A 26,937-nucleotide genomic window follows, 5' to 3' on the forward strand; every position below is an offset into this window, starting at 1 on the left:
TCATTCTTTTGCTTAGCCTTTTTCTTCAGCCTTTTCTCTTCTTGAAAAGCTTGCAAATATCATGCTCCTCACTCTGTTTTGCAAAAGTCTAGCTTACTTTTAAAAACTTTGTAACAGAACCTTAAAAATAATAAAAACCCACGAAGAAAATGCATTTTCTTCGTGGGTTTAGTTATTTAAATGGACTTTCACCTAACTCAAGAAGCATCCGCACCTTCAAACTGACTATTATAAAGCGAAGCATAGAAACCATCAGCTTTCAATAACTCTTCATGATTACCTTGTTCTACAATATCTCCGTCTTTCATGACAAGGATTAAATCTGCATCACGTATTGTTGATAATCTATGAGCGATAATGAAGCTTGTTCTACCTTCCATAAGGTTTTCCATCGCTTTTTGAATCAGTACTTCTGTACGAGTGTCAATGGAGCTTGTTGCTTCATCGAGTATTAATATTTTCGGATCCGCTATAAGGGCACGTGCAATTGTTAGTAGTTGCTTTTGTCCTTGGGATACGTTGCTTGCTTCTTCGTTTAGTTCCATTTGATATTTATTTGGTAATGTTTTTACGAAGTTGTGAACGTGAGCTGCTTTCGCTGCTTCAATTACTTCTTCGTCTGTAGCATCGAGTCTACCGTAACGTATATTTTCCATGATGGAGCCGTTAAATAGCCAAGTGTCTTGAAGTACCATACCAAACATGTTGCGCAGGTCTTCTCGCGTGAAGTCTTTTATATCGTGACCGTCGATACATATTGCACCGCTGTTTATGTCATAGAAACGCATTAGCAGTTTTACAATCGTTGTTTTACCAGCTCCGGTTGGTCCGACGATTGCTACCTTTTGTCCAGGTTTAATGTTAGATGAGAAATTATTGATGATGATCTTATCTGGATTGTATCCAAATTGAACATCTTGGAAGGTAACTTCTCCTTGAACTTTTTGCAGCTTCACTGGATTTTCTGCTTCTGGCACTTCCTCTTCTTCTTCTAAAAATTCGAAGACTCTTTCTGCAGCAGCTGCAGTGGATTGAAGTACGTTCGCGATTTGCGCTACTTGAGCGATTGGTTGCGTAAAGCTTCTAACATATTGCACAAAGGCTAAAATGTCTCCAACTGCGATGGTTCTCTTTACCGCAAGCCATCCACCTAAAATAGATACAGCGACGTAACCGATATTACCGATAAATGTCATAATCGGCATCATCATTCCAGATAAAAATTGAGATTTCCATGCGGAATGGTAAAGGGTATCATTTACCTTTTCGAATTTTTTTACTTCTTCTTCTTCTTTGTTGAAGGCTTTTACGATATTGTGACCACTATAAATTTCTTCGACCTGACCGTTTACGTGTCCTAAATATTCTTGCTGGGATTTGAAGTATTTTTGTGATCGTTTTACGACTGCCATGATGAGAATCATCGATACTGGCAATATTAAAAGCGCCACTAATGTCATTTGCCAGCTGATTGATAACATCATGATAAGTACACCGATGATTGTAATAACGGATGTGATGATTTGCGACATACTTTGGTTTAAAGTTTGGCTCACCGTATCTACGTCATTTGTAATTCTCGATAATACTTCGCCGTGCGTTGTTTTATCAAAGTATTTCAGCGGCATACGGTTAATTTTTTCATCGATTTCTTTTCTGAAGTTATAAGATACTTTTTGAGCTACTCCAGAAATAATGTACCCCTGGATAATACCAAACACAGTGCTCAGTATATATAATCCAAGGAGTAAAATGACAATGTTTCTGATATAGGTAAAGTCAATGGCCGCACCGGGTGCTCCTGATACTTTGCTTACGAGTCCTTCGAAAAGTTTTGTTGTCGCGTTTCCTAAAATTTTTGGACCAACGATTGTAAAGGCTGCACTACCGATTGCGAAAAGGATAACGACTAAGATTGATAATTTATAGGGCTTCAAGTATTGAAGGAGTTTATTCATCGTTCCTTTGAAGTTTTTTGCTTTCTCAATCTTTCTCATGCCGCCGCCCATAGGACCGCCACCGCCAGGACCAGGGCCGCTTTGTTTTCTATTTTCTATTTTTCTATCACTCATGATGACAACTCCTCTCTTGAAAGTTGTGATAAAGCAATTTGCTTATAAACTTCACAGTTTTCCATAAGCTCTTCATGAGTACCAGTTCCAATTATTTTTCCTTCGTCAAGTACAATAATCTTATCGGCATTCATGATTGTACTGATTCTTTGGGCAATAAGTAAAATAGTAATTCCTGTAATCTCATTGTTTAAAGCTCTGCGCAATGCTGCGTCTGTCTTAAAGTCAAGAGCTGAGAAACTATCATCGAATATGAAGATTTCCGATTTTTTCGTAAGAGCACGCGCAATAGAAAGTCTTTGTTTTTGACCACCGGAAACGTTCGTACCACCTTGTGATATTTCTGTGCGGAAGCTTTCAGGTTTCGCGTTAATAAACTCCATAGCTTGCGCGATTTCCGCCGCTTTTTCGAGTTCTTCTTCAGTTGCTTCTTTTTTACCGTATTTCAAATTACTCTCGATTGTACCTGAGAAGAGAACTCCTTTTTGCGGTACATAACCAATTTTCTCTCTTAATTCCTTCTGAGATACTTCTCTAATATCCGTGCCATCTATTAATATTTGGCCGCTTGTGACATCGTAAAAGCGTGGAATTAAGTTGATTAATGTTGATTTACCACTACCTGTACTTCCGATGAAAGCTGTCGTTTCACCAGGTTTTGCAGTAAAGGTGATATTGGAAAGCACATCTTCTTCTGCACCTGGGTATCTAAAGCCAACATTTTTAAATTCAACGTAACCTTTCTTGTCTGAAGCAAATGTTTTCGGCTCTTTTACATCACTAATGGTAATGTCAGTATCTAAAACTTCTGCGATACGTTGTGCGGAAACTGAAGCACGTGGAACCATAATAGATACCATTGAAATCATTAAGAAGGCCATGATGATTTGCATTGTATATTGCATAAATGCCATCAAATCACCAACTTGCATATGTCCCATATCCACTTGGTGTGATCCAACCCAAATAATAAGTACAGTAACGGCATTCATGATAAACATCATCATTGGCATCATAAATGACATTAAACGGCTTACAAATAAATTTGTTTTTGTTAAATCTTGATTTCCTTTTTCAAATTTCTTTTCTTCATGTTTTTGAGTATTAAAAGCACGAATAACGAGCATACCGGTTAAAGATTCACGAGTGATTAAGTTAATTTTATCTACTAACTTTTGGATACGCTTAAACTTAGGAATCGCGATGCTAAATAAACCAATGACTAGGCTTAAAATCGCAATTACCGCAACTGCGATAATCCATCCCATTGAAAGGTCTGTAGTAAGTACTTTAATAATGCCGCCGATACCTAAAATTGGTGCATAGAATACAATGCGAAGCATCATAACCATAAGTGTTTGAACTTGTTGGATATCATTTGTACTTCTTGTGATTAGAGATGCAGTGGAAAACTTATCAAACTCCGCATTCGAGAAGTTTGTAACTTTCCGGAATACTTTCTTTCTAAGGTCTCTGCCGAGTCCTGCAGCTACTTTTGCAGCAAGTAAACTCACGATAACGGTAGCTGCCATACTTACTAAGGATAAAAGCAGCATTTTCCCGCCGGAAGTAAGGATAAAATTAGATTGAAGTTTATCAGTATTGATACCGATTTTCTTATACTCATTCTCAATGTATGAAACAGCTGATTGTGTTACCATGCTGCCTGGCATATTCTTAAACTTTTCATCTGCCTTTTCTTTCATTGCATTGATTTGATCTTGAGGAAGTTTCGCAATGACTGCAAAAGGATCTGTATTTGGCGGAAGTTTCGCTGGTGTGTTGTTGTCACCTGTCGCAGCAGGAGAGAAAGCAGATGAGCCACCTTTTTCAATTCCTTGTGTAATTAACATTGGTTTCCCAAAGATATCGTTAAGTTCGTTAATTATTTTTTTATCTTCTGTATGTAACTTATAAAGTGGCTCTTTATCAAGCTGCGGATAATCGTTTAAGTCATTTTTCAGTTCACTTTGAGAGAGGTTGTTCTTATCTAAAAGCACATAGTTGTCAGCAACTTTTTTCTTCTCATTTTCATTCATAAAGAGCGTAAGTTTATCCATTTCACTTTTACGAATAACCTCAGGTACTGCATTTTCTACACCTTTTTGTTGAATCCCTACATTGACAATGTTAGACATGTAGTCTGGCAGTGATAGATCGCATACTGCCTGTACAGTTAAAAGACATACAACTGCAATGATGGAAGCAATAAATGGTTTTAAATGCTTGATGATCTTTAACATTTAGTTCATCTCTCCATTTTCTTTGTCTAATTTTTTTAGTTTTTACTCCGCTTCTCTCCTTTATTCTTCGTATTCTCAGTAATTCATTTCAGCAGCTCTTTACGTATTTTCGACTACAAATTAATTTTATGACTATATGAAGATATGATGCATCTTTTAGTGTGTAGATGTTGTTTTATAGGACTTAAATCCAAAAATAGAACGCACATATTTCTTAATAAAACGATGATCTTGTTCCACTATATAATTAATATATCTAACTAATCTTTTCTGGCGGAAAACCAGAATTTCGTAAACTACCTGAATTGATTGATGAATATCGGATTAATATGTTTCCTGTAGTCTTAGGCAGTGGACTACCTTTATTAAAGAAATTACGGACAAAATTAATCTTAAACTTATAAAAAACAATACATTTAAAACCGGAGCGGTTGGTCTTATCCACCAACCGGAGGAAAATGCTTGACTACTTGGCACTTCAACTATCGGGTGCTAATGTTCAACAACGCGTACCGAAAATAATCAAACATATTTTATAAAAAGTGATTCTATAAAATATGTTTAGAGCCTATTTTGATAACTCTTTTTTTCAAAAACAGGCTTTTTATATTAGGTAAATCAGCAGTAATAGACTTACCTTTGATCAGACATGTTTATAAACCAACATAACGTACAGGAAATCGGTTTTTCTCTTGCCGAAATTTACTTAGCATACAGTGGTCATATTTTTTCAAGAATAACGGAAGAATATATAGAAAATGCTACATAAACGTGAAGTTTGATCAACTTAGGGGGGACAACCTTGTTCAATCAAATAGTAAAAGCTGTACCCAATTTATTTACGATTGGAAATTTATTGTGCGGTGTTTTTTCAATTACCATGAATATGAGTGACTATTTGGAAGTAGCCTCCATTTTCATTTTCTTTTCAGCTGTTTTAGATCTCCTTGATGGAAGAATTGCGAGGAAATTAAAAGTGAACAGTGAGTTTGGTGTACAATTGGATTCCTTAGCTGATATTGTTAGTTTCGGAGTTGCTCCTGCACTTTTATTTCATTCGATAGCAACACCTTCTATTTTAACTTCTTTGGCATTTATCCTTTTCCCAACGATGGGTGCTTTAAGATTAGCTAAATTTAGTGTAAAACCAACCATTGGATATTTTAAGGGATTACCTATTCCAGCTGCTGGATTACCATTGGCCGGTATGGGATTGTTTTCATATAGCAATGCATGGATTACATTAATCCTCGCTCTCTTAATGGTAAGTCCAATTAGGTTTAAAAAACTTTAATTGGGATCCCGTCTATCGCTTTAATTTCATTTGTGGAACGGTTCGCTAATATCCATTAAATTGAGGGTTTTGATGTTATTCATCATTTTACGAATGCAGCGATGGGACAGACTTTAAAGAGCTTATCTATTGTAATTAATCATAATAGATTGTGAAATTGAATAGCCTCCAGTTTTTGAGGCTATTGTTTATATTTCTGATATGTATTTTCGCCTCTATATTGAACGAATCAATCTTTCTTCTCTAATACCTCAAACGATAAAAATGTACTTCGTTGCTATAAAGGGCAAAAAATTTTCGTTTTGTGGATATTATTTATTTTTTTAGCTTGATAGCGATGTGGTGATCCCACTTGTTTAAAAGAACTCCTACCTCTCAAAATACTTAGTTACGCCCAAATAACATAACAAAAAGATTAGGAAATCACTCCTAATCTTTTTGTTTATTACTATTCCATTGCCCCAGCAACATCATAATCATTTAAATCTAATTCAATCGGTTGCCCTAACGCAAGTTTCGCAAGTTCTGATCCTAAGTATGGACCTGCTGTTAATCCTGAAGCACCTAATCCGTTTGCAATGAGTATGCCTTCAAAATTAGGGAGTGGGCCAATAACAGGTAAGAATCCTGGCGTAAACGGCCTGAATCCAACTCTGGTTTCAAGCATTGTACCATCTTCTAAACCAGGCGCTACTGTTAACGCTTTATGGAATACTTCATGTAAACCACCAGCTGTTACACGGTGATCGAAACCAGTATCATTCTCATGCGTTGCACCAATTACGACATGGCCATTGTCAAATGTTAAAATATATTGATCGTTCGGCGGCATTACAACTGGCATATTTTCTGTTGCTGTATTTTCCATTTGCAAATGAACAATTTGTCCTTTTTGGAACGTAACTAAGAAATTAATTCCTAATGGATTCAAGATTTCGTTCGCCCATGCGCCTGCAGTTACCATTACCTTTTCCGCTACAATTGTTTCGTCATTTACTTTAACTCCCGTAATATGATTCCCTTCACGGACTAATACTGCATCACCTTTAATGAAAGTTGCACCATGTTTTTTCGCAGCGCTTATTAATGCGTTGCGTAATAATCTTCCATTTACTCGTGCAGCGCCACTAATATGAACAGAACTATATTCTTCCGATAATGCTGGGAATAACTTTTTCGTTTCTTCAGCTGATAAGCGAGTGATTTCACCAATCTCCGGTGCATCTTCACGACGTTTATACGCTCGCTCTTCCATTTGATCTAGTTTTTTCTCATCAGTATGTAAACTAATTGCACCTACACGGTTGTAACCTGTATCCGTTTCACCGTCTTCTTCTAATTGCTGAATTAACGAAGAATAGTAACGTGCACCGCCTTTAACGATTTTATACCATGCTTTATTACGACGTTGCGACAGCCACGGACAGACAATACCTGCTGCTGCATCAGTTGCTTGACCTAAATCTTGACGATCTACAATAGTAACCTTCGCACCAGCCTTAGCAAGATGATAGGCAGTAGATGCCCCTAAAATTCCAGATCCAACTACAATATACGATTTCATTTCAAACACCTTTTCTCTTTTGCTAATTATTTAAATATAAGAACATACTTTAGTATACTGAAAGGAATTTTTTTCAATGTGCTCAACGTCATTAATTGTTGCATCATTGTGACGTTCCTAATCATTATTTTTTCTTCTTACGGAATAATTCAATTGTTTTATAGCCTTGTGAAAGGATTTCAATCATTTTCTCAAGACGTTTATCGCGTGTTTTTTCTTGTTTCACAGAAAATAAATTACGTGCCCAATCTTTTTGATAACCAGGAGTTAAACTTTGATAAAACTTAAGTTCAGCTGGATGATTAGCCAATAATGCTTCAACATCTTGAATACGGTCTGCATAATCAGCAACACATTGACTCGCTGCAGGTGTTTTCTTCGCTTTTTTCTTTTCACGTTTTAAACCTACAACTGTAAAGACATCATCCATACTTACCATTCGCGCAAATTTAATTTCGCTTTCCCCCACATATCCATCATCTCCAACGTTTAATGCCGGAAACATCTCATCACGGTGAATAAACGTACTGTAACGAGCATTACCTTTTTTCGGATATGCGAAAAACACGTAACCTTTTTCAATTAGTAATTCTTCATTACTAATAATAAAATTCGTTTGTTTCACCATTTCATCAAGTGTTTCAACAAAAATAAAAATAGCATCATGTTCTTTTGCAAATGAGGTTTCTTTACCTGTGAAAATGTCATAATCACTTGGTTCGTTAATTACGACCATATTTGTATACGTATTTAGTTTCAATTTATCAATAACTGACATTATAATCTTCCTTTGCATCCAATATTCATTTTATATACTTCTTTATACTGTTCTAGTGTATTATATCTATTAAGAAAATTAAACTTGAAATCGTATCATTCTGTTTCAATAGACCATAATTTTTTACTATAAGGAGTGGTTTTATGCCGTATGTAATCCGGGATGAAGGGCTAGTTTTGCAAGGAGATAATGGAAAAGAGCCAGTCTTTCATACATATGAAAAAGCTGAGGAAACGTTAAAAACGTTAACTATACCGCAGTTTCCGAAACATATTAGACGAAAACCATTTAAACCAAAAATAATAAAAATAGCCGATTCTGAATAAGAACCGGCTATTTTTATATTCACAACTCAATAGCAAATAAAGTATATAAAAGCTCTTTATATTTATTTTCTGTAATTTCACGCTTCGTTTTTTCTCCATAAATAATTTCAGTTAAACTAGTATTCGTTAATGAGACATGGCCAAAGTTCGTCAATTTTACTGCAATGGGTCCTTTATTGAAAATAGATTTCTCATCTTTTATCACTCTTCTTTGAACATCGTTTACTACTGTCTCATCAATAATATGTTTATAAAAAGCATGACAAACTTTCCATTCTCCATCAACATCTATTCTTTCTAGAACATAGTTTCCTTTACTCGTATCTTTTTGTCTTACTCGATACGAACCGTTTTTAGAAGAAACAAGTTCGCCAGTAAACGGTACTGGCACAAGAGGTACTAATGAAGCAATACCTACATCAATTAAGTACCTTACGTTTTCGTAATTTAAAATAATTGTTATATGCCCATCTTCAAGTGCCCAATCGTTTATATCATTTTTATATACGGTACCTAGTGCGAGTTGTACATCATAACCACTATCTTTTAAAAAATAGTAAAAAAGAGTATTTAATTCATAACAAAGCCCACCTCGAGAACTAGTTAAAATTTTCTCTTGTAAGTTTTTCATAGAAATTGTATTCGCATTACTTGCTATTACATTTAAATTCTCAAACGGGATTGTGTGGGCAAATGCAAAGAGTATTGTACTTAATTCTTCAAATTTTATTTCAGTACGTTTTTCAAGGTTTAATCTTGTAAAGAGTTGATCTTGTAACTTTGTCATATTCAGCACCCCTTAATAAGTTATAAATTAAAATAATATATGCTGATTGTAAATTGGAAGGGATATAGTAACAATGTACATTTGCAGTTACTGTACCGGTACAAAATTTAAATTTGAAAAACATATTTATATAAAAATACAAATAAGAGGCACCTTCACGGATGCCTCTTTCGAATTACATTTTATATCTTTATTTCAATGAGCTTAATTTTTCAATTGCTTGTTGCTCAGTTGCTAATAAAAAAATATCCTTACCTTTATTACATTCATAAATAAAATCCTTTAAGCTTTTACTCGTATACATAGAGAAATCTCCAATAATAGCAATCTTTACTCTGTAGTTTATAAACTTTTGAAGAATATCACCCGCAAGCCGTGTTTTTAAGTCAAAGAAGCTTTCACTTATTAATGATTTATTGATAGCAATCCGCTTTGAATCCACTTCATATTGAACTGTTGCCATGAGATCTAATGCAGATTGAACGTCGGATATTAATACTGTATCGTTTCTGACGACGGCAATATTTATTCCGCCAATTACTACTTTCTTTATTTCCATAGTCTCACCCCTCTATAATTTATAAAGTATATATTAAACACGCTGTGTAGCTCTTCATTAACACACATAAATGATTTGCCCCTGGCCCAATATCCTTTATATCCTCGTAAATAAATATTGTTTTAAAACTTCTCATACGGTCAATGAAATTAAGGGTAATCTATCTTTTTACTATTTTTGAAAATTTATCTCTCCACAATAACTTAATAAATTATCAAAAGAAGTAATCTCGGCATATGGTTTAGTGTCGGTATTATTCTTAATCACATTAGGATTGAACCATATGCCCTTTATATTTGCATTTTGACAACCGGCAATATCCTTTTCTAAGTCATCTCCAACAAATAGTACATCTTCTGATTGTACATTTAGCTTATTTAATGCTAGTTCGAATATACGTTTATCAGGTTTACTAAATCCCACTTCTTCAGAAATAATAATCGTATCAAAATACTCATTTAAACCCGTATTCATTATTTTAGCTTTTTGCCTCTGAGTTGAGCCATTTGTAATAATTCCAACTTTAAAGTGCCTCTTTATATGATTTAAGAAAAGAATAGTATTTTGGTCAATTGAAAAACATTTAGGCAAGTTTTCATTCCAAAAATCTTGGATATAATTGCGTGGCAATCTATATTTCGGCGCGAATTCATCAAATAATGATTCTAAAACTATTGTTTTATCACTAATGCCATATTCTCTTTTATCATATTCTTTGAATTTCTGTAACATATTGTTTTTGTCTGTATCACTAACATCCTCATAACACTTCTCTAAAACTAATAAAAACAAGTTATCTACTGCCTTATCCCTATCAAGTAACGTATCATCTAAATCAAATAGCATTGCTTTATAACCCCTCAAATAATTTCACAACCTTTCTCGCATTATATAAATAATCCCTAGTTCGTACCTTTAAACTTTTGGTTTACCAAGAGAGTTGTTATTTATGTGAGAATAACGATCAAACAGAGTAAAGGATTTATTTTCACCTTCCCGGAGAATTAATTCTAGCCTTAGAATCCAGTTGTTTCTCTCCAGATCAATTAAACGCTCAACTACTTCGAATGTATTTCAAGTTCCTTCCTCTTCATTACAATGTAGCCATTCGCCGGATAAACTAGATAAAAAAACTCCAAAGCTTCTTTTATATTGAAATTCATTTCCTTTTCTCCTCTTGGTAAAGAAGTAAAAATATATTTTCATACAATTCAAGAAATTACACCCATTTTACATTATTATACATTAGTTTCACTTAAATATTAATCGTTCATTTTATTGAACGTGGAGCTAACACAATAATCGTCTTGTGGAATCTCCTAATTTATCTCCACATAAACTCCAGATAGTAAGGCTATAATGACTACCAGAGGTGATATTATGAAAAACTATCATATTCTCGTGGTAGAAGACGATCAAGAAATTCAGGAATTAATTAAACAATTTTTAATGACACAACAGTATACAGTGGTAGTCGCATCAGATGGATTAGAGGGTATGACACAATTTAATAAGCAATCCTTTGATTTAATTCTTCTAGATGTAATGATGCCCAATCTTAATGGATTTGAAGTATCCAAGATGATTCGAAGTCAGTCAAACGTACCAATTATTATGCTAACTGCATTGGAAGAAGAGGAAGATCAAATGAAAGGGTTCGATCTTGGAATCGATGATTATATAACAAAACCCTTTTCGTTTCATGTTTTGATTAGACGAGTCGAAGCTGTACTTAGAAGAAGTTATGATAAAAATGTAAATAATCATTTGGTATTTAAAGAAGTGCGTATCGATGTTGATGCATATAGAGTATATGTAAATGACGTTGAAATTTTATTAACGACAAAAGAGTTTGAAATTCTACAACTACTATTTCAAAATGAGAGAAAAGTACTCACAAGAGAAAATATCGTAGAAAAAGTTTGGGGGTACGATTATTTTGGAGAAACACGAATAATTGATACACATATTAAAAACCTACGTAAAAAGTTAGCTATCCCTTATATTAAAACAATAAAGGGTATTGGTTATAAAATTGATGAATAGTATTGTGAAAATCATGAAGATGAAGCAAATTACTTATAAACTCTTTATGACTACCTCTCTCATTTTGTTATCCTTTGCAGTATTGATTTATTTAACTTTATACTTCTTTCTCCCTACGTTTTATGAGCAATACAAAACAGATCAACTTCAAACAGGGATAAAAGAAATCATTGATAAATCTAAAGATCTTACGTTTCAAGATGCGATACCACTTTTTGATGAATATGCAAAAAAAAATAATGCGATGCTTTATCTTCAAAATAATGAGGGAATAATTAAATACTCTCCTTCATTTTCTTTTACTCAAAATGGTTCGCAAACAACAGTAGTTACTAGAGCCACACGGTTCGAGAATGCAGGTACCCTTAGCAATTCATATAACGTTACGAAACCAATTCAATTCCAAGATGGTAGTTTAACGCTTATAGTCTTTGCTACATTTCAACCAATTGATGAAGCTTCACAGGTTTTAGTACGCTTTCTCCCCTATATTAGTATCATTGTACTCATAATTGGTGTAGGGAGTGCTTATTTCTATTCCAGGTTTATTACAAAACCACTTATTTATATTAATGAGGGTGCACAAAAGATGGCAAATTTAGATTTCTCCGAAAAAATTGAGGTTCGCTCTACAGATGAGTTAGGAGAATTATCTAATAGTTTGAATGACATGTCTATTAACTTACAACAAGCTATGTTTGATTTAAAAAAAGCAAATCAACAATTAAAAAATGATATTGAAAAAGAACGAGAAATAGAAACAAAACGCAGAGAGTTTTTTGCGATTGTAGCACATGAATTAAAGACCCCTCTAACTGTAATGAAAGGATACTTAGAAGGGATGATATACAATATTGGCCCTTATCAAAATCGTGATCAATATTTAAAGAAAAATCATCAAATTATTGAAAGTATGGAACAATTAGTTCGTGAAATTTTAAGCATGTCGAAATTAGAACAACACACCTTTAAACTAAAAGTAGAAGAAGTTAATCTTTCGAAGTTAATAGATACAATCACAAAAGATCTCGAATTTTTTGCTTCTCAAAAAAGCATCCAAATAATAAAAGAAATTGATTCTGATCTTTCTGTTTATACAGATCGTGTTCTTTTTGAAAAAGCATGTAAAAATATTATCCATAATGCGGTTATGTATTCACCACATAATGAAAAAGTCTATATAAAGTTAAGTGAGGATTCTAAACAAGGTCAAATCAAAATGCAAATTATGAATACAGGTGTCAATATTAAAGAAGAGGATATACAACAAATTTTCAAACCATTTTATCGAATTGAAAAATCAAGGAATCGAAATACTGGAGGAAGTGGTTTGGGGCTATATATTGTTAAACAAATTCTTGAAACGCTAGATATAAAATATTCTATAAAAAATATGGAACATAGTGTACAATTTTGCATGAATATTCCATTATCTAAACAAAAAACAAACAAACTCCCCTCTTAGTAGGACGAGTTTGTTTGTTTTTTGTAGTTTTAGTATTGATATTTTTCGAGTTACTTTTTAAGCAATATTGGGATTAGCTTTTTTACCAATCCACATACCTAAGCCCACCATGCCAAGCCAACAGCAAATTGCTAACATAAACATCAATCGTTGTACGGATAACCCTTCAATCTGCATTTGACCCTTCCCAACAATTGTTTGGAAAAGTTGCGACCATTCGACATCGTAAAACACCCCTACTCCCACAATCACAATCAATATAAAAAATTGTAAAAATATATTCCCCATATTTCTCCATGTTGTGTAAATGAGTAAAGAAAGCTCTCTATGTGTAGCATTCACCATATATACTTTCATATTATTTTGAGAAGAAATACTATTAATGGCATAGCTCCCAAATGTAACGCTAAGGACTATAAATATTGGAGAATAAAACCCGAATATCATGATTAAAGTACTTACTAAAAACAAATGGATTGGATTAACTTTCTTAGCAGCTTTGATATCTAAAAATATGGACATCAAAATCCCTAATAGGTATGGTCCAACTACAATGAAAATACAGGTTAACATGTTATAGAAAGTAAAACTATAAAAAATACCCATCAAAAATAAATATCCATTTCCTAATCCAAGTAAAAATGATTCTGCCTTTAAGCGGATTGGTAAAGAAGATGAAAGTTTATGAAAGAACTTTCCTTTCAACAAACTCAAAAACATGAAACAAATAAGCGCTATAGAAAGTAGAAAAAAATAAAAAATATATTGTTCATTATTTATGTTACGACTTGTTCGAATCAAAAGAATAAGCATTGAGACAAAAAGAAACTTTCCTACAACCGATACGATGGAGATAGGTAAAATCCCTTTGGCTAACTCTGTTCTCGGCATTTTTTTTATAGCAAAAAGGATACTGATTAAACAAATCCCATATATGCATGTTATCAGCGGTGGCGATAAAAAACTAATCGCTAACAATACGATTATTAGTAAAAGAAAAACGATACCAATAATAATCGCTTGTTGATTTTTATTATAAACCTTTCCCCCGCCTTCCACATGTAGAAACAATAAAGTACTCGTCATGGTAGAAATTGTACTAACTGCAAAACCAGAAACTAACGCACTTATTTCGAGCCATCTTGAACTCCATCCAAAGAAAGTAACACTAAGTATTGATACTATCAGAATAGAAACAGTCCAATATAAGGAGCGGTGAATCCCAGCTTTATTCACAATAGGTATCCAGATAAACACACCCGTCATATAAGTTGTATAAAACAAGATTGATGGCCAGTATCCCTCAAAGCCTTTCGAAATCTGTAATCCATAAACAATGTAAATAAGCATGGGTGTAAAGATAGTCGTTATTAGTAGACTAAATGTAGTTATACTTTGCACCACAAGTCTTTTTTGCTTTGTCGTATGTATCGTATAACACCTCACTTAAAATGGAATCAGTAGTTGTTATTACTTATTCTGTCCGGAACGAGGTTGTTATATATGCGCAATCCAATTGAAATTCCCATTACGAGGTAAACTCAATCTAAATCCACATTAAATTAAGTGACGTGCAAAAAAGGTGGATTTTGTGATTCTTATAAATAAAATTAATGGATATATTCAAAACCTTAATCATAAATGGAACAAATGTGTTACTTAGATTGTCTATTACGTATAAAAAAGGTGCTTTTGGTAGTTCTCTCATTTTGTAATGCAAGAAACACAAGATGAGTGCTATCTGGTACATTTGTTAATTGTATCGGTATGTAAAATACCTAAACAAAATCCATATATTCTTGAAAGAGGTTGAAAATGTATGCTAGTTTCAAAGAAGTTTTTTCACATTTCGCATTATAAAAAGATGTTACCTGTAGTATTACTTTCATGTGTAACGCTTATAGGCTGTTCCAATAGTAATATTCAATCCGCACCACCGAAACAAACCAAACAAGAAAATACAAGTAATCATTCTTTTGTAAAGCTTGAAAAAGAATATGATGCTAAGCTTGGTATTTATGCATTGGACACAGGTACGAATCAAACCGTTACTTATCGTTCAAATGAACGGTTTGCATACGCATCTACCCACAAAGCCCTTGCTGTGGGAGCACTGTTACAAAAGAAATCAATAGAAGATTTAGATCAAAGAATTAAGTATACTAGCAAAGATCTTGTGAATTACAATCCAATTACTGAAAAATATGTAGATACAGGTATGACTCTGAAAGAGCTTGCGGATGCTTCCATTCGATATAGCGATAATACTGCACAAAATCTTATTCTTAAACAATTAGGTGGGCCAAGTGAATTCAAAAAAACACTGAGAGAAATAGGAGATACTGTCACAAATCCCGAACGTTTTGAACCAGAATTAAACGAAGTGCAGCCTGGAGATACTCGTGATACTAGTACCCCAAAGGCATTAGCTACTAGTCTTCAAGCATACGCGCTAGGCGATATACTTTCAATTGAGAAACGGAACTTTTTAATAGATTTGATGAAAAGAAATACTACGGGGGACAACTTAATTCGTGCTGGAGTTCCAGGAGAATGGGAAGTAGCCGATAAAACTGGCTCTGGCTCTTATGGAACAAGGAATGATATTGCAATCATTTGGCCACCAAATAAAAAGCCAATTATGCTTGCGATACTTTCTAATCATGCGAAAGAAGATGCGAAATACGATGATAAACTTATTGCAGATGCAACTAAAGTAGTGTTAGATGCTTTAAAAGTAACGAATAAATCATAGTAATGAATTTAAGCTGCTCCTACTTTACGGCACATATAGTTTTAAAGACTTGTACTTATCTAAACGCTAAGAAATGTAAGCGTGTTTTCAAGCAACGAAGGAGGCAAAAGCCTCCTTCTGCTCCTAATCGAACTCTCATCCCATTCCTAAAGAAGACGCCACCACATCGTAGTGGTCTTTCGCGTTCGAATCTCCTATTTAGAGTTAATATTTTACGTTTCCTTTCATCTTCAACCATTCTAATGCTCAATCATATTACGCATATTTTTAGATTTTCCATTTGTAGCTATATTAATCGAGACATTTAAATCTAATTCTTTATTTTGAAGGGATATCCCCCCTTCTTTTTTATATTGTTTCCACAATTTAGAATTCTGCCGATATAAGGAATGTGATAACTGATACGTGTCAATCCCTCTTTCGATTCCTTTTCGGTACGTTTTTTTTATTTCTTTTTCAACTTGGTCCTCTGCAATTTTTTTAATATCATTTACAGGCATAGAATTTATTAATTGAAAAATATCAGCATCGAAATGGATGTTCATAAGCATGCGTAACTTTCCATTTTTAATAAAATGCTTTGTATCTATCTTTGGATTTTTTAATACTATATGTCCAATGATTTTCTTGTTAAATTTTAATAGTAATGGAGCTCGTTTAGTATTTTCATCCATCCATCGAACCCCAGCAATATCATGGCTGTTTAAATGATTTATATAGGATTTATCGTTTATAAAACCATAACCACTAAATTTTAACATTGGAAATGATGTATGTCCTTTTTTCCAATATGTTTTAGTTGTAGCTAAAAATGGAATGCGAGTTGTCATCCCAGGTTCATAATAATTTCTTTGGAATTTATATAAAGGTAAAGGATCTATTATTGTATATTGCTTGGTTATCTCTTTTGGTAAATTAATGATTGTATATAATTGAGAAATATTTAATATATTATTGTTCGCTAATATATTTTCTAAAGGCTCCTTAGTTCCAAATATCCACATAGTATCTCGAAATTGAAAAAACCGAGAAAAAAAATCATTAAATTGATTTAAGTCACCATGTTTTAGAAATCTCTCTGTTACAACAATTGTTTTGAGATGCTCCCATGAGATTTCTTGTTGAGCACCCTTATAAAAATCAAATGCTGCCTCATCTAAAATGGGGCCTTTTCCCTTTCCGATATAGGCCTGGCTATAATTACGGGTAGTGCTCCCTTCTTGTTTAGCTATGTTAGAAAAATTAATAAATTGCGGACGGATGATATAGTTATTATCTTTAAAATCGATACCTAGACTATTTATATACAAAACGTGATGCAACTCTCTTTGATCCCAACACCCTGTTAGAAACGTACACATCATAAAAAGAAATATAACTATTCTTTTATTTTTCTTCATCGGTACTCTCTCTTTTCCTTGTATTATCTTGCGTATGCAATTCTTTAGGTCTTTTTTTCATATACGTGAAAGGAAGTCTAAATGTGGCTGCTAGCATACTTTTAAACACAGGGGGTGAATATGGTGTAAAGAATGGAACTCCAAAAGAGCGTAAATTTACTACATGTATCACCATCACAAGGACACAAAAGATAAATCCTACTATGCCTAATAAAGAAGATACTAAGAATACTACATACCGCAATATACTTATTATTCCTGTTACTGACTGATTAGTTAAAGCAAATGTCGAAACAACCGAGATTGCTATTATAATGACCATAGATGCTGAAACAATTCCTGCACTAATAGCAGCTTGTCCAATAATTAATCCCCCTACAACAGATAATGTTTGACCGAATACGGCAGGAACACGCAATCCTGCTTGTCTCAGAATTTCAAATAAGGTCATCATAATTAGCCCTTCTAAAGGAGCTGGAAAAGGAATCCCTTCTCTTGATAAGCTTAATGTAGCTAGCAACGTATAGGGAATCTGATCTGGATGATATGTAATTAGTGCTATCCAAATTCCTGGAAGAAATATAGAAATTGCTATCCCCAAAAGACTTACAAGTCGTACAAAGCTACCGAATATGTAGAAAAGATCTTGATCTTCAGATGTATTCACAAAAAAAGGAAATGTAACTGGTGCAATTGTCGCTGTTGGTGACCCTTCAACTAGTAAAATAAAACGCCCATATAGCAAACAATTCACAGCATAATCAGGGCGCCCTGTATATTCAACTAAAGGAAATACACTAAATTGATTGTTTGTAATTAACTCTTCAATTTGTGCACTTGAAACAACCCCGTCTATTTTAATTTGTCTTAATTTTAATCGAACTTGATTAATGATATCTTGGGATGCGACATCTTTTAAATACAGGAGTGCTACTTTAGTTTGTGTTCTTTCTCCAATAATAAATTCTTCATAACTAAGAGAACTCGTTTTTAGTCTTTTTCTAATTAATCCTATGTTTGTGTTTAACTCTTCGACAAATCCATCACGTCCACCACGAATGGTCATCTCTGTATTTGTTTGTTCAACTGATCTGGTAGGTATTTGGGCAATATCAACTATATATCCATGTTTAGATTCTTCAAAAATAATAAGGAGGTTACCTTCAAATATAATCTGAGAGATAGTTTCATTCGAATTTACCATATCTAATTTCTGTACTGATAACTGGGGAATTAATGTTGAGAGGTTAAACTCTTCTATCGAATTACTTGAAAGCTCTTTGCAAACATGGGATGATGTGGCTTGTTTTAATTTTGTATTGTCAATTAAGTTTTGACAATAAATAAACAATACTGAATTCTTTTTTTCTTTCTCATCCAAATCACGCTTTATTACTTTTACATCGTTGCATCCTTCAAACCACTCTAGTGCTATCTTCTCATTTATTTCTACTCGTTTGTTCATCTACGTTGTCTCCTTCAAACTCAGCAACCTTATATAAAATACATCCTCATACTCTTTTAAGAGCTTTTCTTAAATTTAGCAACCCATACAAACACTATTAGTAAGATAGAAAACAAAAATAGTCCTACTGCTGAAACTGGTAAAATAAATTGAGATACAAACCAATAGAAACTAGAGTCACTGATGGGTAGTATACTTATAAATAAAATACATGAAAGTATTGCAAACATAACCCCATTTCTCGTTTTCCGATTTGTAATTGATAACAAATCTGGAATAAGAAAAACAACAAGTGATAAACGAATAAAGATCCCTACAAGCCACTGATACACGGAGAGAAAGTCTAAATTTTCAATGTACCTTCCTATTGACACAAGTCTCCATTCTTCAAATGCTGGATACCGTTGGTTTGCTGCTACGAAAGGTCCAAATTCTATAATAGCTGCCATAACTGGGCCTATTGTGATACCAATAATAACCATTCCCAAAGCAATCAATTGATATAATTTTACTTTTGAACCAATGTGATGTTGTAAAAAAAGAATAAAAATTAACTCTAGAAATCCTGCTGCAGGATAAACCATCCCCCTAAATACTGGCTTCATTCCATTTTCCATCATTGGCTGAAGTAAAGAATAATCTTTATGCGGAACATTTGCAAACATTACAAAAAAACCAAGTAGGAATACAATAGGTAACAAAACACCTGTTGTAAGTGCAATAGATTGAATTCCTCTTGTAGCATTATAGAGACAAATCATTGAAAAAAGTATTCCTAATACAAAGTGAGGTGTTTCTGGTAAATAAAAAGAGAAAAAGGTTAATGTTTCTTTTAGTGCAACGACACCAATTGTTATTAAATAAATCATAACTATGAATATGATTGGATATACACTGAGTTTCCCAAAATTATTTTTTAACCACGAAAACAAGTGTTCATTTTTTATGTTTCTATATATGATGAATATTAATGAAATCCAAATCAAGTATATAATGCTTACTAATATGATAGAGATCCACGAATCTCTACCTGAGGTATCTAATAACATAGGAATCATAATGACATGATTAATTATCCCAATACTACCAATGAGTATCATAGAAACTTGAAATAAAGTAATTGTTTGCTTAGTCATACATACCACCATATTTTGTAATGAATAAATATTACATAGTATAACTGATACATTGCATCTTTATTCCAAATGGTTAGTGCTTAGAGCCATGGACAATTAAACGCTCTTATTTATAAAATCTATCACATGAGATGTAAGCTAGTTCCTTTTTACAAATAAATAATTAAACGGGACAGTATTTAGATCATACATCTAGATACTGTCCCATTTTTTACATGCAATTCTTCAATGATATAGTAAACCGATCATAACAAAAAGAACCTGTAGAATATACTACAAGTTCTTTTTCAAAAATTGTTAAAAAGGGATTAACAAACTATCTTAACATTCAATACAGGGAGACCATTTTGATTATGGCTTGGTTATATTGTATATCAAATATAAATATTTGAAGAAACTGATTTCGAAAATTATGTGAATTAAAAAACTAGGGTGTTTATAGTGAACTACTCACCACTTAGCAAAGCTTGAAGTGGGAGCTTCTCAGTTCCATGACGAAAGTAACCTTTCGTCTCCCAGAGCGTTACTTCGGGGTGTTCCATCCCTAGATGTCCAACGCTTGGACGCTCTTTTGGTACGGTTGATATTTTACGCAGGAACCGAATGGCTTGGTTTTCACACTCTATTTTCTTCCTGCAACCTCATATATCAAGTTATCAAAGAACTTCATATAGCTAGTTTATCAAAAGTTTTTGGCTATGCCAAACCAAAATTCATCTCCCACCTACCGTTGGGCTACGCCCTTCGCACGCTTGAGGAAGGAGAATTCTTTTGGGAAATTCGTTAAATTTCGTTTACTACCAACTTCTTCTTACTTAAATAGACTGCACGGTCTGATTTTTTAGCAACTTCCTGTGAGTGCGTCACAACAATAATACATTTATTTTCTTTATGTGCAAGTTCTTGAAACAGTTCTATTATATCCATTGCCGTTTCTTCGTCGAGGTTTCCTGTCGGCTCATCCGCAATCAGTAAATCAACATTACAAGATAACGCTCGAGCGATTGCAACACGCTGCTGTTGCCCGCCACTTAGTTGCAGAACATTTCGTTTCGCTTCTACTTCTGTAAGTCCTACTTTCTCTAATAATTCTAATGCCCTTGCCGTTTTATTTTGCACTTTAACACCTGTAATTTCCATTGCTGTTAAGACATTTTGAAGAGCAGTCATATAGGTAATCAAATTATAAGATTGGAAAATTACCGATACATTTTGATTACGGTACCGATCCAAACCAATTTTTCGAATATCCTTTCCATTAAATAGTACATAACCATTTTTAGGTATATCTAGCCCACAACCTAAGCTAAGCGTAGTGGTTTTACCAGATCCGGATGGTCCTAGAATCGTGTAGAAATGTCCTTTTTGAAAAGAAAAGTTAACATTTTCTAGTATCGCTACTTTTTTTCCGTTACTTTCATAATAATAATCTAAGTTTTTAAATTGTAAAATCGTCTCCATATCGAGCCTCCTTATTCATCTTTTAAAAGAATTTGTTTTGGATTCAGGCGTAGAATAGATAATGCTGGAAGAAGCGTTGCTAATATAGCAATAGCTAGTCCAATCCCCCCCATTTTCCCTACATCTTCGCCTGTTACACTTACATTAATTTTATCAATTGGATCCTCTTTTTGATTTTGTACAGTTCCACCAGGTCCAGCTACCATTACAGTTCCATTTTGTGAGGTGTTTGTTTCTTCTCCTGCTGTAGCAATTTCACTCGAAAGTAAATTATTCCCTATGAATTGAGAAATTTTTGCTCCTGTTGTTATGGATAATCCAAATGCTAAAATAGCGATACATACTACTTCTACTACGAACTGCGCCATCAGTTTCCACTTTTTCTCTCCAATGGACAATAGAATCCCCATTTCCTTACGACGTGCTTTAATCGATAACATAATGATTAACCCTAAAATAATCGCACCTGCAATTGATACAATATAAATAATCATTTGAGAAGTAGATGAGATATTTTCGATAGGCCCAATCATTTGTTTGTACAACGAATCATGTGCATCTAATTTATAATAATTAAAATCAATATCAGATTTTTTTGCTTCTTCTTTAAATGCTTCAATGTTTTGTGGATCTTTCAAGAAATACACGACTTGAATGCTACTTATACCTTGATCTATTTCTAATTTTTTCATAGTTGAATGCGGCATATATAGTTTATTAGCTGGATCCATTATAGGAGGAGCTTGTTGCCCCATTGCTTGCTCATTCGTTTCATAAATACCGATAATTTCAACCTCCAGGGTTTCCTTCTTATCCCCTGATTGCACTTTAACTTTGTCTCCTACTTTCAAGTTGTTTAATTCCGCTAATCGTTTTTCCATTAAAGCTACATTCTGATCTTTCATCTGTTCTGTAATTGGTTTCCCATCAATGATTTTACTTTTTCCATTCTTAAAGCTTTCTTGTAATGCAGTTTTGCGAACTCCCTCAATCATAAAAGAAGAATTCATATCTATTTCTGTACCGGAGCCTGAACCGCCTCGTACAGCCGCCATTCCCGCCTTACCTTTTCCTTCTTCTTCTCCTTCTGAAGCCCCTACTAGTTTAAGTCCGTCAGAAATTCCGAGAGTGCTAGTTATGTAATTATAGTCTTTTACATACTTTGACTTCGCTAATTGATCTGCTTCTTTTGTATTAAGCTTCGGTGGATTAGGCATCTCTCCAGTTTCCCTAGCTTGTTGACCTAATTTGTCAAAATCAAGACTTAAAGTAACATCTGCACCGAGTTTTTTTCTTGCTGCATCAGCAGCTTTTTTTGATGCATTTTGGATTGTGAATCCTGCCAACACTAAATTTGTAACAATTAGGAAAACTGCCATCAAAATTAATGATGTTCCTACTCTTTTTTTCATACTGAGAATTGCTCGTTTCATAAAGTTCATTTTTTCTTACCTCCTTGATAACTTGTATTCTATATAGGTTATCTAGAGTCTATATGGAGCTAATCGGTAGTTTATCTAGAGATATAAGGAGTTTATGTGTAGTTATTCATTGACCTGGTCAAGAAAGACCGGAACACATATTCAAAAACGTAATCGTTTTTGAATATTGGCAAGGAAGTTATGGCTTTAGATAGCATTGAATGAGAGCATACAAATCCATGCTTATTACGTAATTTCTATACAACAAATAAAAACCACCCTATTTGGATGGTTATATGTGTGCTTGTTAAATATGAAAATTCATTAAAGAATATGGAGGTTTATTGAAATTGGTCGGATTCTCTAATAATAATATTGTGTTAAAAAGCCTAACTTGTAATTTTATAAGTTAGGCTTTTATGCTATCTATAAGAAAAAGTTATAGAGACTCATAATATTTTATAATTTAACCTTTTGTATTTAAACAAGTAAAATAAAAGCAACAAGTGCATATATTAAGGAGGTTTTTTGATAGTGACAGAAACTATAACATTTAGGATTGCAACGGCAGATGATTTAGATGAAATTGTAAAAATGCTTGCTGATGATGTTTTAGGAAATAAAAGAGAGCGCTATGAAACACCACTCCCTGATAGTTATATAAGAGCATTTCATGCTATTGATTGTGATCCAAATAACGAGTTGATTGTAGCGTGTGATGGGACGGAGATTGTCGGTATTCAACAAATTACATTTACGCCTTACATTGTACGTCAAGGGGGTTGGAGAGCTACAATTGAGGGTGTACGGACAGCCTCATCAAAACGTGGTAAAGGTATAGGAAGTAAACTTATTAAATGGGCTATTCAACGTGCTAAATTACGGGGATGTCATTTAGTACAGTTAACAACAGATAAAGAACGACAAGAAGCTTTACACTTTTATAAGAAATTAGGTTTTAAAGATTCTCATGAAGGATTAAAACTCTTTCTCTAATGAATATAGCTATTTATATACCAAAAAGACGTATATTGTAAGGTTAATTAACTATAGGCTTCGAAAATTATGGTAACTATCACTGTATTAAATATACAAATTGACACCTTGTCTTTCATATAAATTACGTCACTTCAAAAGGTGTACCTTTTGATACGAAAATAAGCAAGTTAATGTTCTCTTTTATGAATGAGAATATTAACTTGCTTTTTAGGTTTTTGTAAAAGATATTTATAGTTTTATTTTATTGATAGCTTTATAATATACAAATTCCCCACCTGTTTTATAATTCAAGCATCTACTATTAGGAAAAGAGAATATTTCACAATTAATTTACAGCATAAATTTTGTCCATCTTTTAGACGATATGTATTTTGGAGGAGGTTAATTTGATTTTTTCAAAACTCATTGATCGATACGCCTTGTATGATTTGCACAAAAAAAGAAGTGTAAAGTTTCAGTATACTTCTCTTTCTAACACCTCACTATATATAAAGGACATAGAATTTTTTTATAAAGTAAAACCATCTCATATTCATTTTAACATTAAGCATTTAAAACAAGAAAAGGAATACATGGTTGGACAATTCAAATATAAAAGCTCGGTTCAATCTGGTGATTCACGCAACGATTCTGTCACTGGAGAATTATTTTTACATAAAAATGAAGATGCACCTCATGTCATCTTTGTTCACGGTTGGAGAATGGATTCTAACGAACGTGTAAAAAAAATATTCCACGACCATATGACCAACTTGAAGTGGAATATGTATTATTTCACTTTACCATATCATTTTGACAGAAAACCGAACCAATCCCTATACAGTGGAGAGTACATGGTAAGTGCCAATGTTGAACGAACTGTAGAAGCAACTAAACAAGCGGTAGCTGATTTACGAACTTTGATCAAATGGATTAAAGCAAATAAAAATGGTCCCTTGATTTTAATAGGAATCAGTTTAGGTGGAGTTATTACTAACTTAACATCTCTTGTTGAACCAGAAATTGATGTGTTAGCATCCATTTTCTACGCGAATCGACTCTCTTATTCAATTTGGAAGACAAATCCAGGTGAATTTATTAGAGAAGACTTGGAACATCATGGTGTTACGTATGATGATTTAATAGCTTATTGGAAAATCACTGAACCGAGTCAAGCGTTACCAAAAGTAAAAAAAGAAAATATTTTATTAATTTCAGGTAAGCACGATCTATATGTGCACTCTGAGGATACGGACTATTTGTGGGAATCCTGGGAAAGACCTACGCGATATATTTATACATGTGGACATGCCGGGATTGTTCTTAAACGTAAAAAAATTGCAACTGATACTATCAATTTTATTCAGAATCGATTGAACTCCTCACACTTCCCCAAAGACATGCCTTAAATTGTGAGATTACTAAGTAGGGGGTAGTACCAACATTCGTACGCTAAGATTCTTTCAACATAAAGATTATTGATAACTTGTACGTGTCGGTAATGTTGGTGTTATTTTAAATACAAAGAGCATGTTTTAAAAAATGATAATAACATGCTCTAAACTTATCTATTTATTTTAATTTCTTAAAGATGTCTACAGGTAATATTGAAACATCTCATGTATTAAAAATTGTTTCCTGCAGTGCTTTTATGTATCGATCTGCTGACTTCTGAACAGCAAGGTCCGCATGCTTTGACACGACTCGATGAAAAGCATTATAAATACGGTTGAATGGTAGCCCTTTTACTTTATCCATCATCTCTCTTACTTTACTAGCAGGAAGTAGAATCAGATTTGGATAACTGTGATACCTTTTTTATGATTTCTACCTTTCCAGTGTAAAACAGTTCCTCCTTTAAAATGACCTCCAATACGATTTAAAGTAATGCCATTTGTTAATTCAAAAGACTCGCCCGACCAAAATTTTTTTTTGTTACCTGGACGTACTACCCATTCTTTTTCGTCTTCGTGGATGTAAATAGGTGCATTGAATGTATCGACCCATTCAACTTGTGTAGAATAATAATGAGGATGAGAAAGGGCTATACTCAAAATCCCTTTGATTTGTTTTTGGATGGTAAAACATGTTTCTCTACTCTTTCATATAGAGTAAGCAATTGCTTGATAAAAGAAAATTTCGGTACTAACCAATACGAAAATAACGCTGCAACACATCCTATTAAAGCCCCTATTGCAACATCAAAAGGATAATGAACCCCTACCCAAATACGAGAAATCGCTACACAAAATGCAAGTATAAGCCATAACCATCCAGTCTTTTTACGAACAAGCCAAAATGAAAAACAAATCGAAAAAAAGATAATCGTATGGTCACTAGGAAACGAATTATCTACAGCATGGTCAACAAGTTTATTAATATCAGGCAATACTGCAAACGGTTGATAATTCAAATGAAATTCCCCTGCTATTTTTCCAATCACCTCTGCAATCATAAAACAGCCATCGCTTGAATAACCATCATCCTACTTTTTCTGGACCCGGTAAACCAATAAGCTATAATAATTAAACCAAAAATATATACCATATATTCTGCCAAAAATACCATGGCTGAGTTTAGAAATGAATATTGTTTACCTAAATCATTAATTGCTCGAAAAATATCAATATTGAATTGAGAAAAAGACATTTTCCAATCCCTCCTTTAAAGTAAGGTGTTTAACTGATTGCCATATACTTTCATTACATGAATAGTTTTGATTATTGTACTCATCTAAAAATATCAACCTCTTATGACATCACTTTCTTCTTTTTCACTATAATAAAAAAAGAAAAAGGAAAACATCGAACTCTCTTACAAACATTCGTGCTTTCTTACAGTTTTGTCATTTTCTCGTCATTTTGTAAATGGATTCATCGTCTTGCCTTTCGCTATTTTCAAAAACTCTTGTAACTCTCGGTTTATATCGGTCTTTCGGTATGCAACGGCTAGTTCCGCAACAATTTTAGAATCGCATATTTCTTTGTAAACAACTTCTGATTGATATAATTTATTTGCAGACACCTATCCTCTGTTAATTAAATAAGAAAAGTTCATTTACACTACCTATACCTGCAACTATGGATACTTTAATTACAGATTAAAAAGGAGAAGAACCTCGATATGATATGATCCCCTTATAGTAGACAGGAAAAAGAAAGCACATTAACCTGTTTACTATGGAGGG

Annotated in this window: 21 protein-coding genes and 3 pseudogenes; 7 read left to right on the forward strand and 17 right to left on the reverse strand. The window is 33.5% G+C overall.

The genetic code is table 11. From position 1 onward, the window contains the following. Positions 1–197: 197 nt before the first annotated feature. The 3 genes and pseudogenes from NSS74_RS10885 to NSS74_RS10895 all read right to left on the reverse strand — a co-directional run. The gene (locus tag NSS74_RS10885; protein WP_149190553.1) at positions 198–2,072 is read right to left on the reverse strand and encodes an ABC transporter ATP-binding protein; all 1,875 of its coding nucleotides are present in this window, start codon (positions 2,070–2,072) and stop codon (positions 198–200) included. Next, positions 2,069–4,315, reverse strand: a complete 2,247-nt coding sequence (locus tag NSS74_RS10890; RefSeq protein WP_061690171.1) for an ABC transporter ATP-binding protein — start codon at positions 4,313–4,315, stop codon at positions 2,069–2,071. Before NSS74_RS10890 ends, NSS74_RS10885 begins: the two co-directional genes overlap by 4 nt. 162 nt (positions 4,316–4,477) lie before the next feature. Beyond that, positions 4,478–4,582, reverse strand: a pseudogene (locus tag NSS74_RS10895) (IS6 family transposase); the annotation flags it as partial. A 535-nt stretch (positions 4,583–5,117) separates the two neighbouring features. Between NSS74_RS10895 and pssA the strand changes: the two are divergent. After that, positions 5,118–5,609 carry a CDP-diacylglycerol--serine O-phosphatidyltransferase gene (gene pssA / locus NSS74_RS10900; protein ID WP_002085344.1) on the forward strand — a complete coding sequence of 164 codons (492 nt, stop codon included), beginning with the start codon at positions 5,118–5,120 and terminating at the stop codon, positions 5,607–5,609. Between the two features lie 448 nt (positions 5,610–6,057). On the opposite strand, the gene NSS74_RS10905 is transcribed toward pssA, so the two are convergent. Both NSS74_RS10905 and NSS74_RS10910 read right to left on the reverse strand, forming a co-directional pair. Further along, positions 6,058–7,173 (reverse strand): NAD(P)/FAD-dependent oxidoreductase, encoded by a 1,116-nt coding sequence (locus tag NSS74_RS10905; RefSeq protein ID WP_002085346.1) that lies wholly within the window; start codon positions 7,171–7,173, stop codon positions 6,058–6,060. A gap of 124 nt (positions 7,174–7,297) precedes the next feature. After that, positions 7,298–7,951, reverse strand: a complete 654-nt coding sequence (locus NSS74_RS10910; protein ID WP_149190552.1) for a YdeI/OmpD-associated family protein — start codon at positions 7,949–7,951, stop codon at positions 7,298–7,300. Between the two features lie 143 nt (positions 7,952–8,094). Between NSS74_RS10910 and NSS74_RS10915 the strand changes: the two genes are divergently transcribed. Continuing rightward, the gene (locus tag NSS74_RS10915; protein ID WP_002141911.1) at positions 8,095–8,277 is read left to right on the forward strand and encodes a hypothetical protein; all 183 of its coding nucleotides are present in this window, start codon (positions 8,095–8,097) and stop codon (positions 8,275–8,277) included. A gap of 19 nt (positions 8,278–8,296) precedes the next feature. Here the strand turns inward: NSS74_RS10915 and NSS74_RS10920 are convergent, their stop codons facing one another. The 3 genes from NSS74_RS10920 to NSS74_RS10930 form a co-directional block, all read right to left on the reverse strand. Then, a complete protein-coding gene (locus NSS74_RS10920; protein WP_002141910.1) occupies positions 8,297–9,064 on the reverse strand; it encodes an arylamine N-acetyltransferase family protein in 768 nt (255 codons plus the stop codon). A gap of 190 nt (positions 9,065–9,254) precedes the next feature. Continuing rightward, positions 9,255–9,623 carry a DUF4180 domain-containing protein gene (locus NSS74_RS10925; RefSeq protein WP_002141909.1) on the reverse strand — a complete coding sequence of 123 codons (369 nt, stop codon included), beginning with the start codon at positions 9,621–9,623 and terminating at the stop codon, positions 9,255–9,257. 171 nt (positions 9,624–9,794) lie between these two features. After that, positions 9,795–10,469 carry an HAD family hydrolase gene (locus NSS74_RS10930; protein ID WP_061690172.1) on the reverse strand — a complete coding sequence of 225 codons (675 nt, stop codon included), beginning with the start codon at positions 10,467–10,469 and terminating at the stop codon, positions 9,795–9,797. Positions 10,470–11,003: 534 nt separating this feature from the next. Between NSS74_RS10930 and NSS74_RS10935 the strand changes: the two genes are divergently transcribed. Continuing rightward, on the forward strand, positions 11,004–11,669 hold the full coding sequence (locus NSS74_RS10935) for a response regulator transcription factor (RefSeq protein WP_000800741.1): 666 nt from the start codon (positions 11,004–11,006) through the stop codon (positions 11,667–11,669). Further along, the gene (locus NSS74_RS10940) at positions 11,662–13,134 is read left to right on the forward strand and encodes a sensor histidine kinase (protein WP_002189716.1); all 1,473 of its coding nucleotides are present in this window, start codon (positions 11,662–11,664) and stop codon (positions 13,132–13,134) included. Before NSS74_RS10935 ends, NSS74_RS10940 begins: the two co-directional genes overlap by 8 nt. 57 nt (positions 13,135–13,191) lie before the next feature. Here NSS74_RS10940 and NSS74_RS10945 read toward each other — a convergent pair whose 3' ends face one another. Continuing rightward, positions 13,192–14,484, reverse strand: a complete 1,293-nt coding sequence (locus NSS74_RS10945; RefSeq protein ID WP_061690220.1) for a hypothetical protein — start codon at positions 14,482–14,484, stop codon at positions 13,192–13,194. Between the two features lie 469 nt (positions 14,485–14,953). Between NSS74_RS10945 and bla the strand changes: the two genes are divergently transcribed. Then, entirely contained in the window at positions 14,954–15,889 is a 936-nt protein-coding gene (gene bla / locus NSS74_RS10950) for a class A beta-lactamase (protein ID WP_061690173.1), read from the forward strand. A 239-nt stretch (positions 15,890–16,128) separates the two neighbouring features. On the opposite strand, the gene NSS74_RS10955 is transcribed toward bla, so the two are convergent. The 5 genes from NSS74_RS10955 to NSS74_RS10975 form a co-directional block, all read right to left on the reverse strand. Next, entirely contained in the window at positions 16,129–17,289 is a 1,161-nt protein-coding gene (locus tag NSS74_RS10955) for a Ger(x)C family spore germination protein (protein WP_061690174.1), read from the reverse strand. Beyond that, on the reverse strand, positions 17,276–18,754 hold the full coding sequence (locus tag NSS74_RS10960; protein ID WP_002085359.1) for a spore germination protein: 1,479 nt from the start codon (positions 18,752–18,754) through the stop codon (positions 17,276–17,278). Before NSS74_RS10960 ends, NSS74_RS10955 begins: the two co-directional genes overlap by 14 nt. A 56-nt stretch (positions 18,755–18,810) precedes the next feature. Continuing rightward, positions 18,811–19,890 carry an endospore germination permease gene (locus NSS74_RS10965; RefSeq protein WP_340813553.1) on the reverse strand — a complete coding sequence of 360 codons (1,080 nt, stop codon included), beginning with the start codon at positions 19,888–19,890 and terminating at the stop codon, positions 18,811–18,813. A gap of 783 nt (positions 19,891–20,673) precedes the next feature. Then, a complete protein-coding gene (locus NSS74_RS10970; RefSeq protein WP_000447830.1) occupies positions 20,674–21,351 on the reverse strand; it encodes an ABC transporter ATP-binding protein in 678 nt (225 codons plus the stop codon). Between the two features lie 11 nt (positions 21,352–21,362). Next, positions 21,363–22,793: an ABC transporter permease gene (locus tag NSS74_RS10975; protein WP_002032327.1), complete on the reverse strand. Its 1,431-nt coding sequence runs from the start codon at positions 22,791–22,793 to the stop codon at positions 21,363–21,365. 513 nt (positions 22,794–23,306) lie between these two features. Between NSS74_RS10975 and NSS74_RS10980 the strand changes: the two genes are divergently transcribed. Beyond that, on the forward strand, positions 23,307–23,768 hold the full coding sequence (locus tag NSS74_RS10980) for a GNAT family N-acetyltransferase (RefSeq protein ID WP_002032325.1): 462 nt from the start codon (positions 23,307–23,309) through the stop codon (positions 23,766–23,768). Between the two features lie 389 nt (positions 23,769–24,157). Further along, entirely contained in the window at positions 24,158–25,159 is a 1,002-nt protein-coding gene (locus NSS74_RS10985; protein WP_113769486.1) for an alpha/beta hydrolase, read from the forward strand. A gap of 208 nt (positions 25,160–25,367) precedes the next feature. On the opposite strand, the pseudogene NSS74_RS10990 reads toward NSS74_RS10985, so the two are convergent. The 3 genes and pseudogenes from NSS74_RS10990 to NSS74_RS11000 form a co-directional block, all read right to left on the reverse strand. Then, positions 25,368–25,843, reverse strand: a pseudogene (locus NSS74_RS10990) (hypothetical protein); the annotation flags it as partial. Continuing rightward, positions 25,801–26,399: pseudogene (locus tag NSS74_RS10995) on the reverse strand (undecaprenyl-diphosphatase). The pseudogenes NSS74_RS10995 and NSS74_RS10990, both read right to left, overlap by 43 nt. Positions 26,400–26,606: 207 nt before the next feature. Beyond that, on the reverse strand, positions 26,607–26,774 hold the full coding sequence (locus NSS74_RS11000; RefSeq protein ID WP_002141895.1) for a hypothetical protein: 168 nt from the start codon (positions 26,772–26,774) through the stop codon (positions 26,607–26,609). Positions 26,775–26,937: the final 163 nt, after the last annotated feature.

This window comes from Bacillus sp. FSL E2-8868 (genome assembly GCF_038005505.1).
In the GTDB taxonomy this organism is placed as follows: Bacteria; Bacillota; Bacilli; order Bacillales; family Bacillaceae_G; genus Bacillus_A; species Bacillus_A mycoides.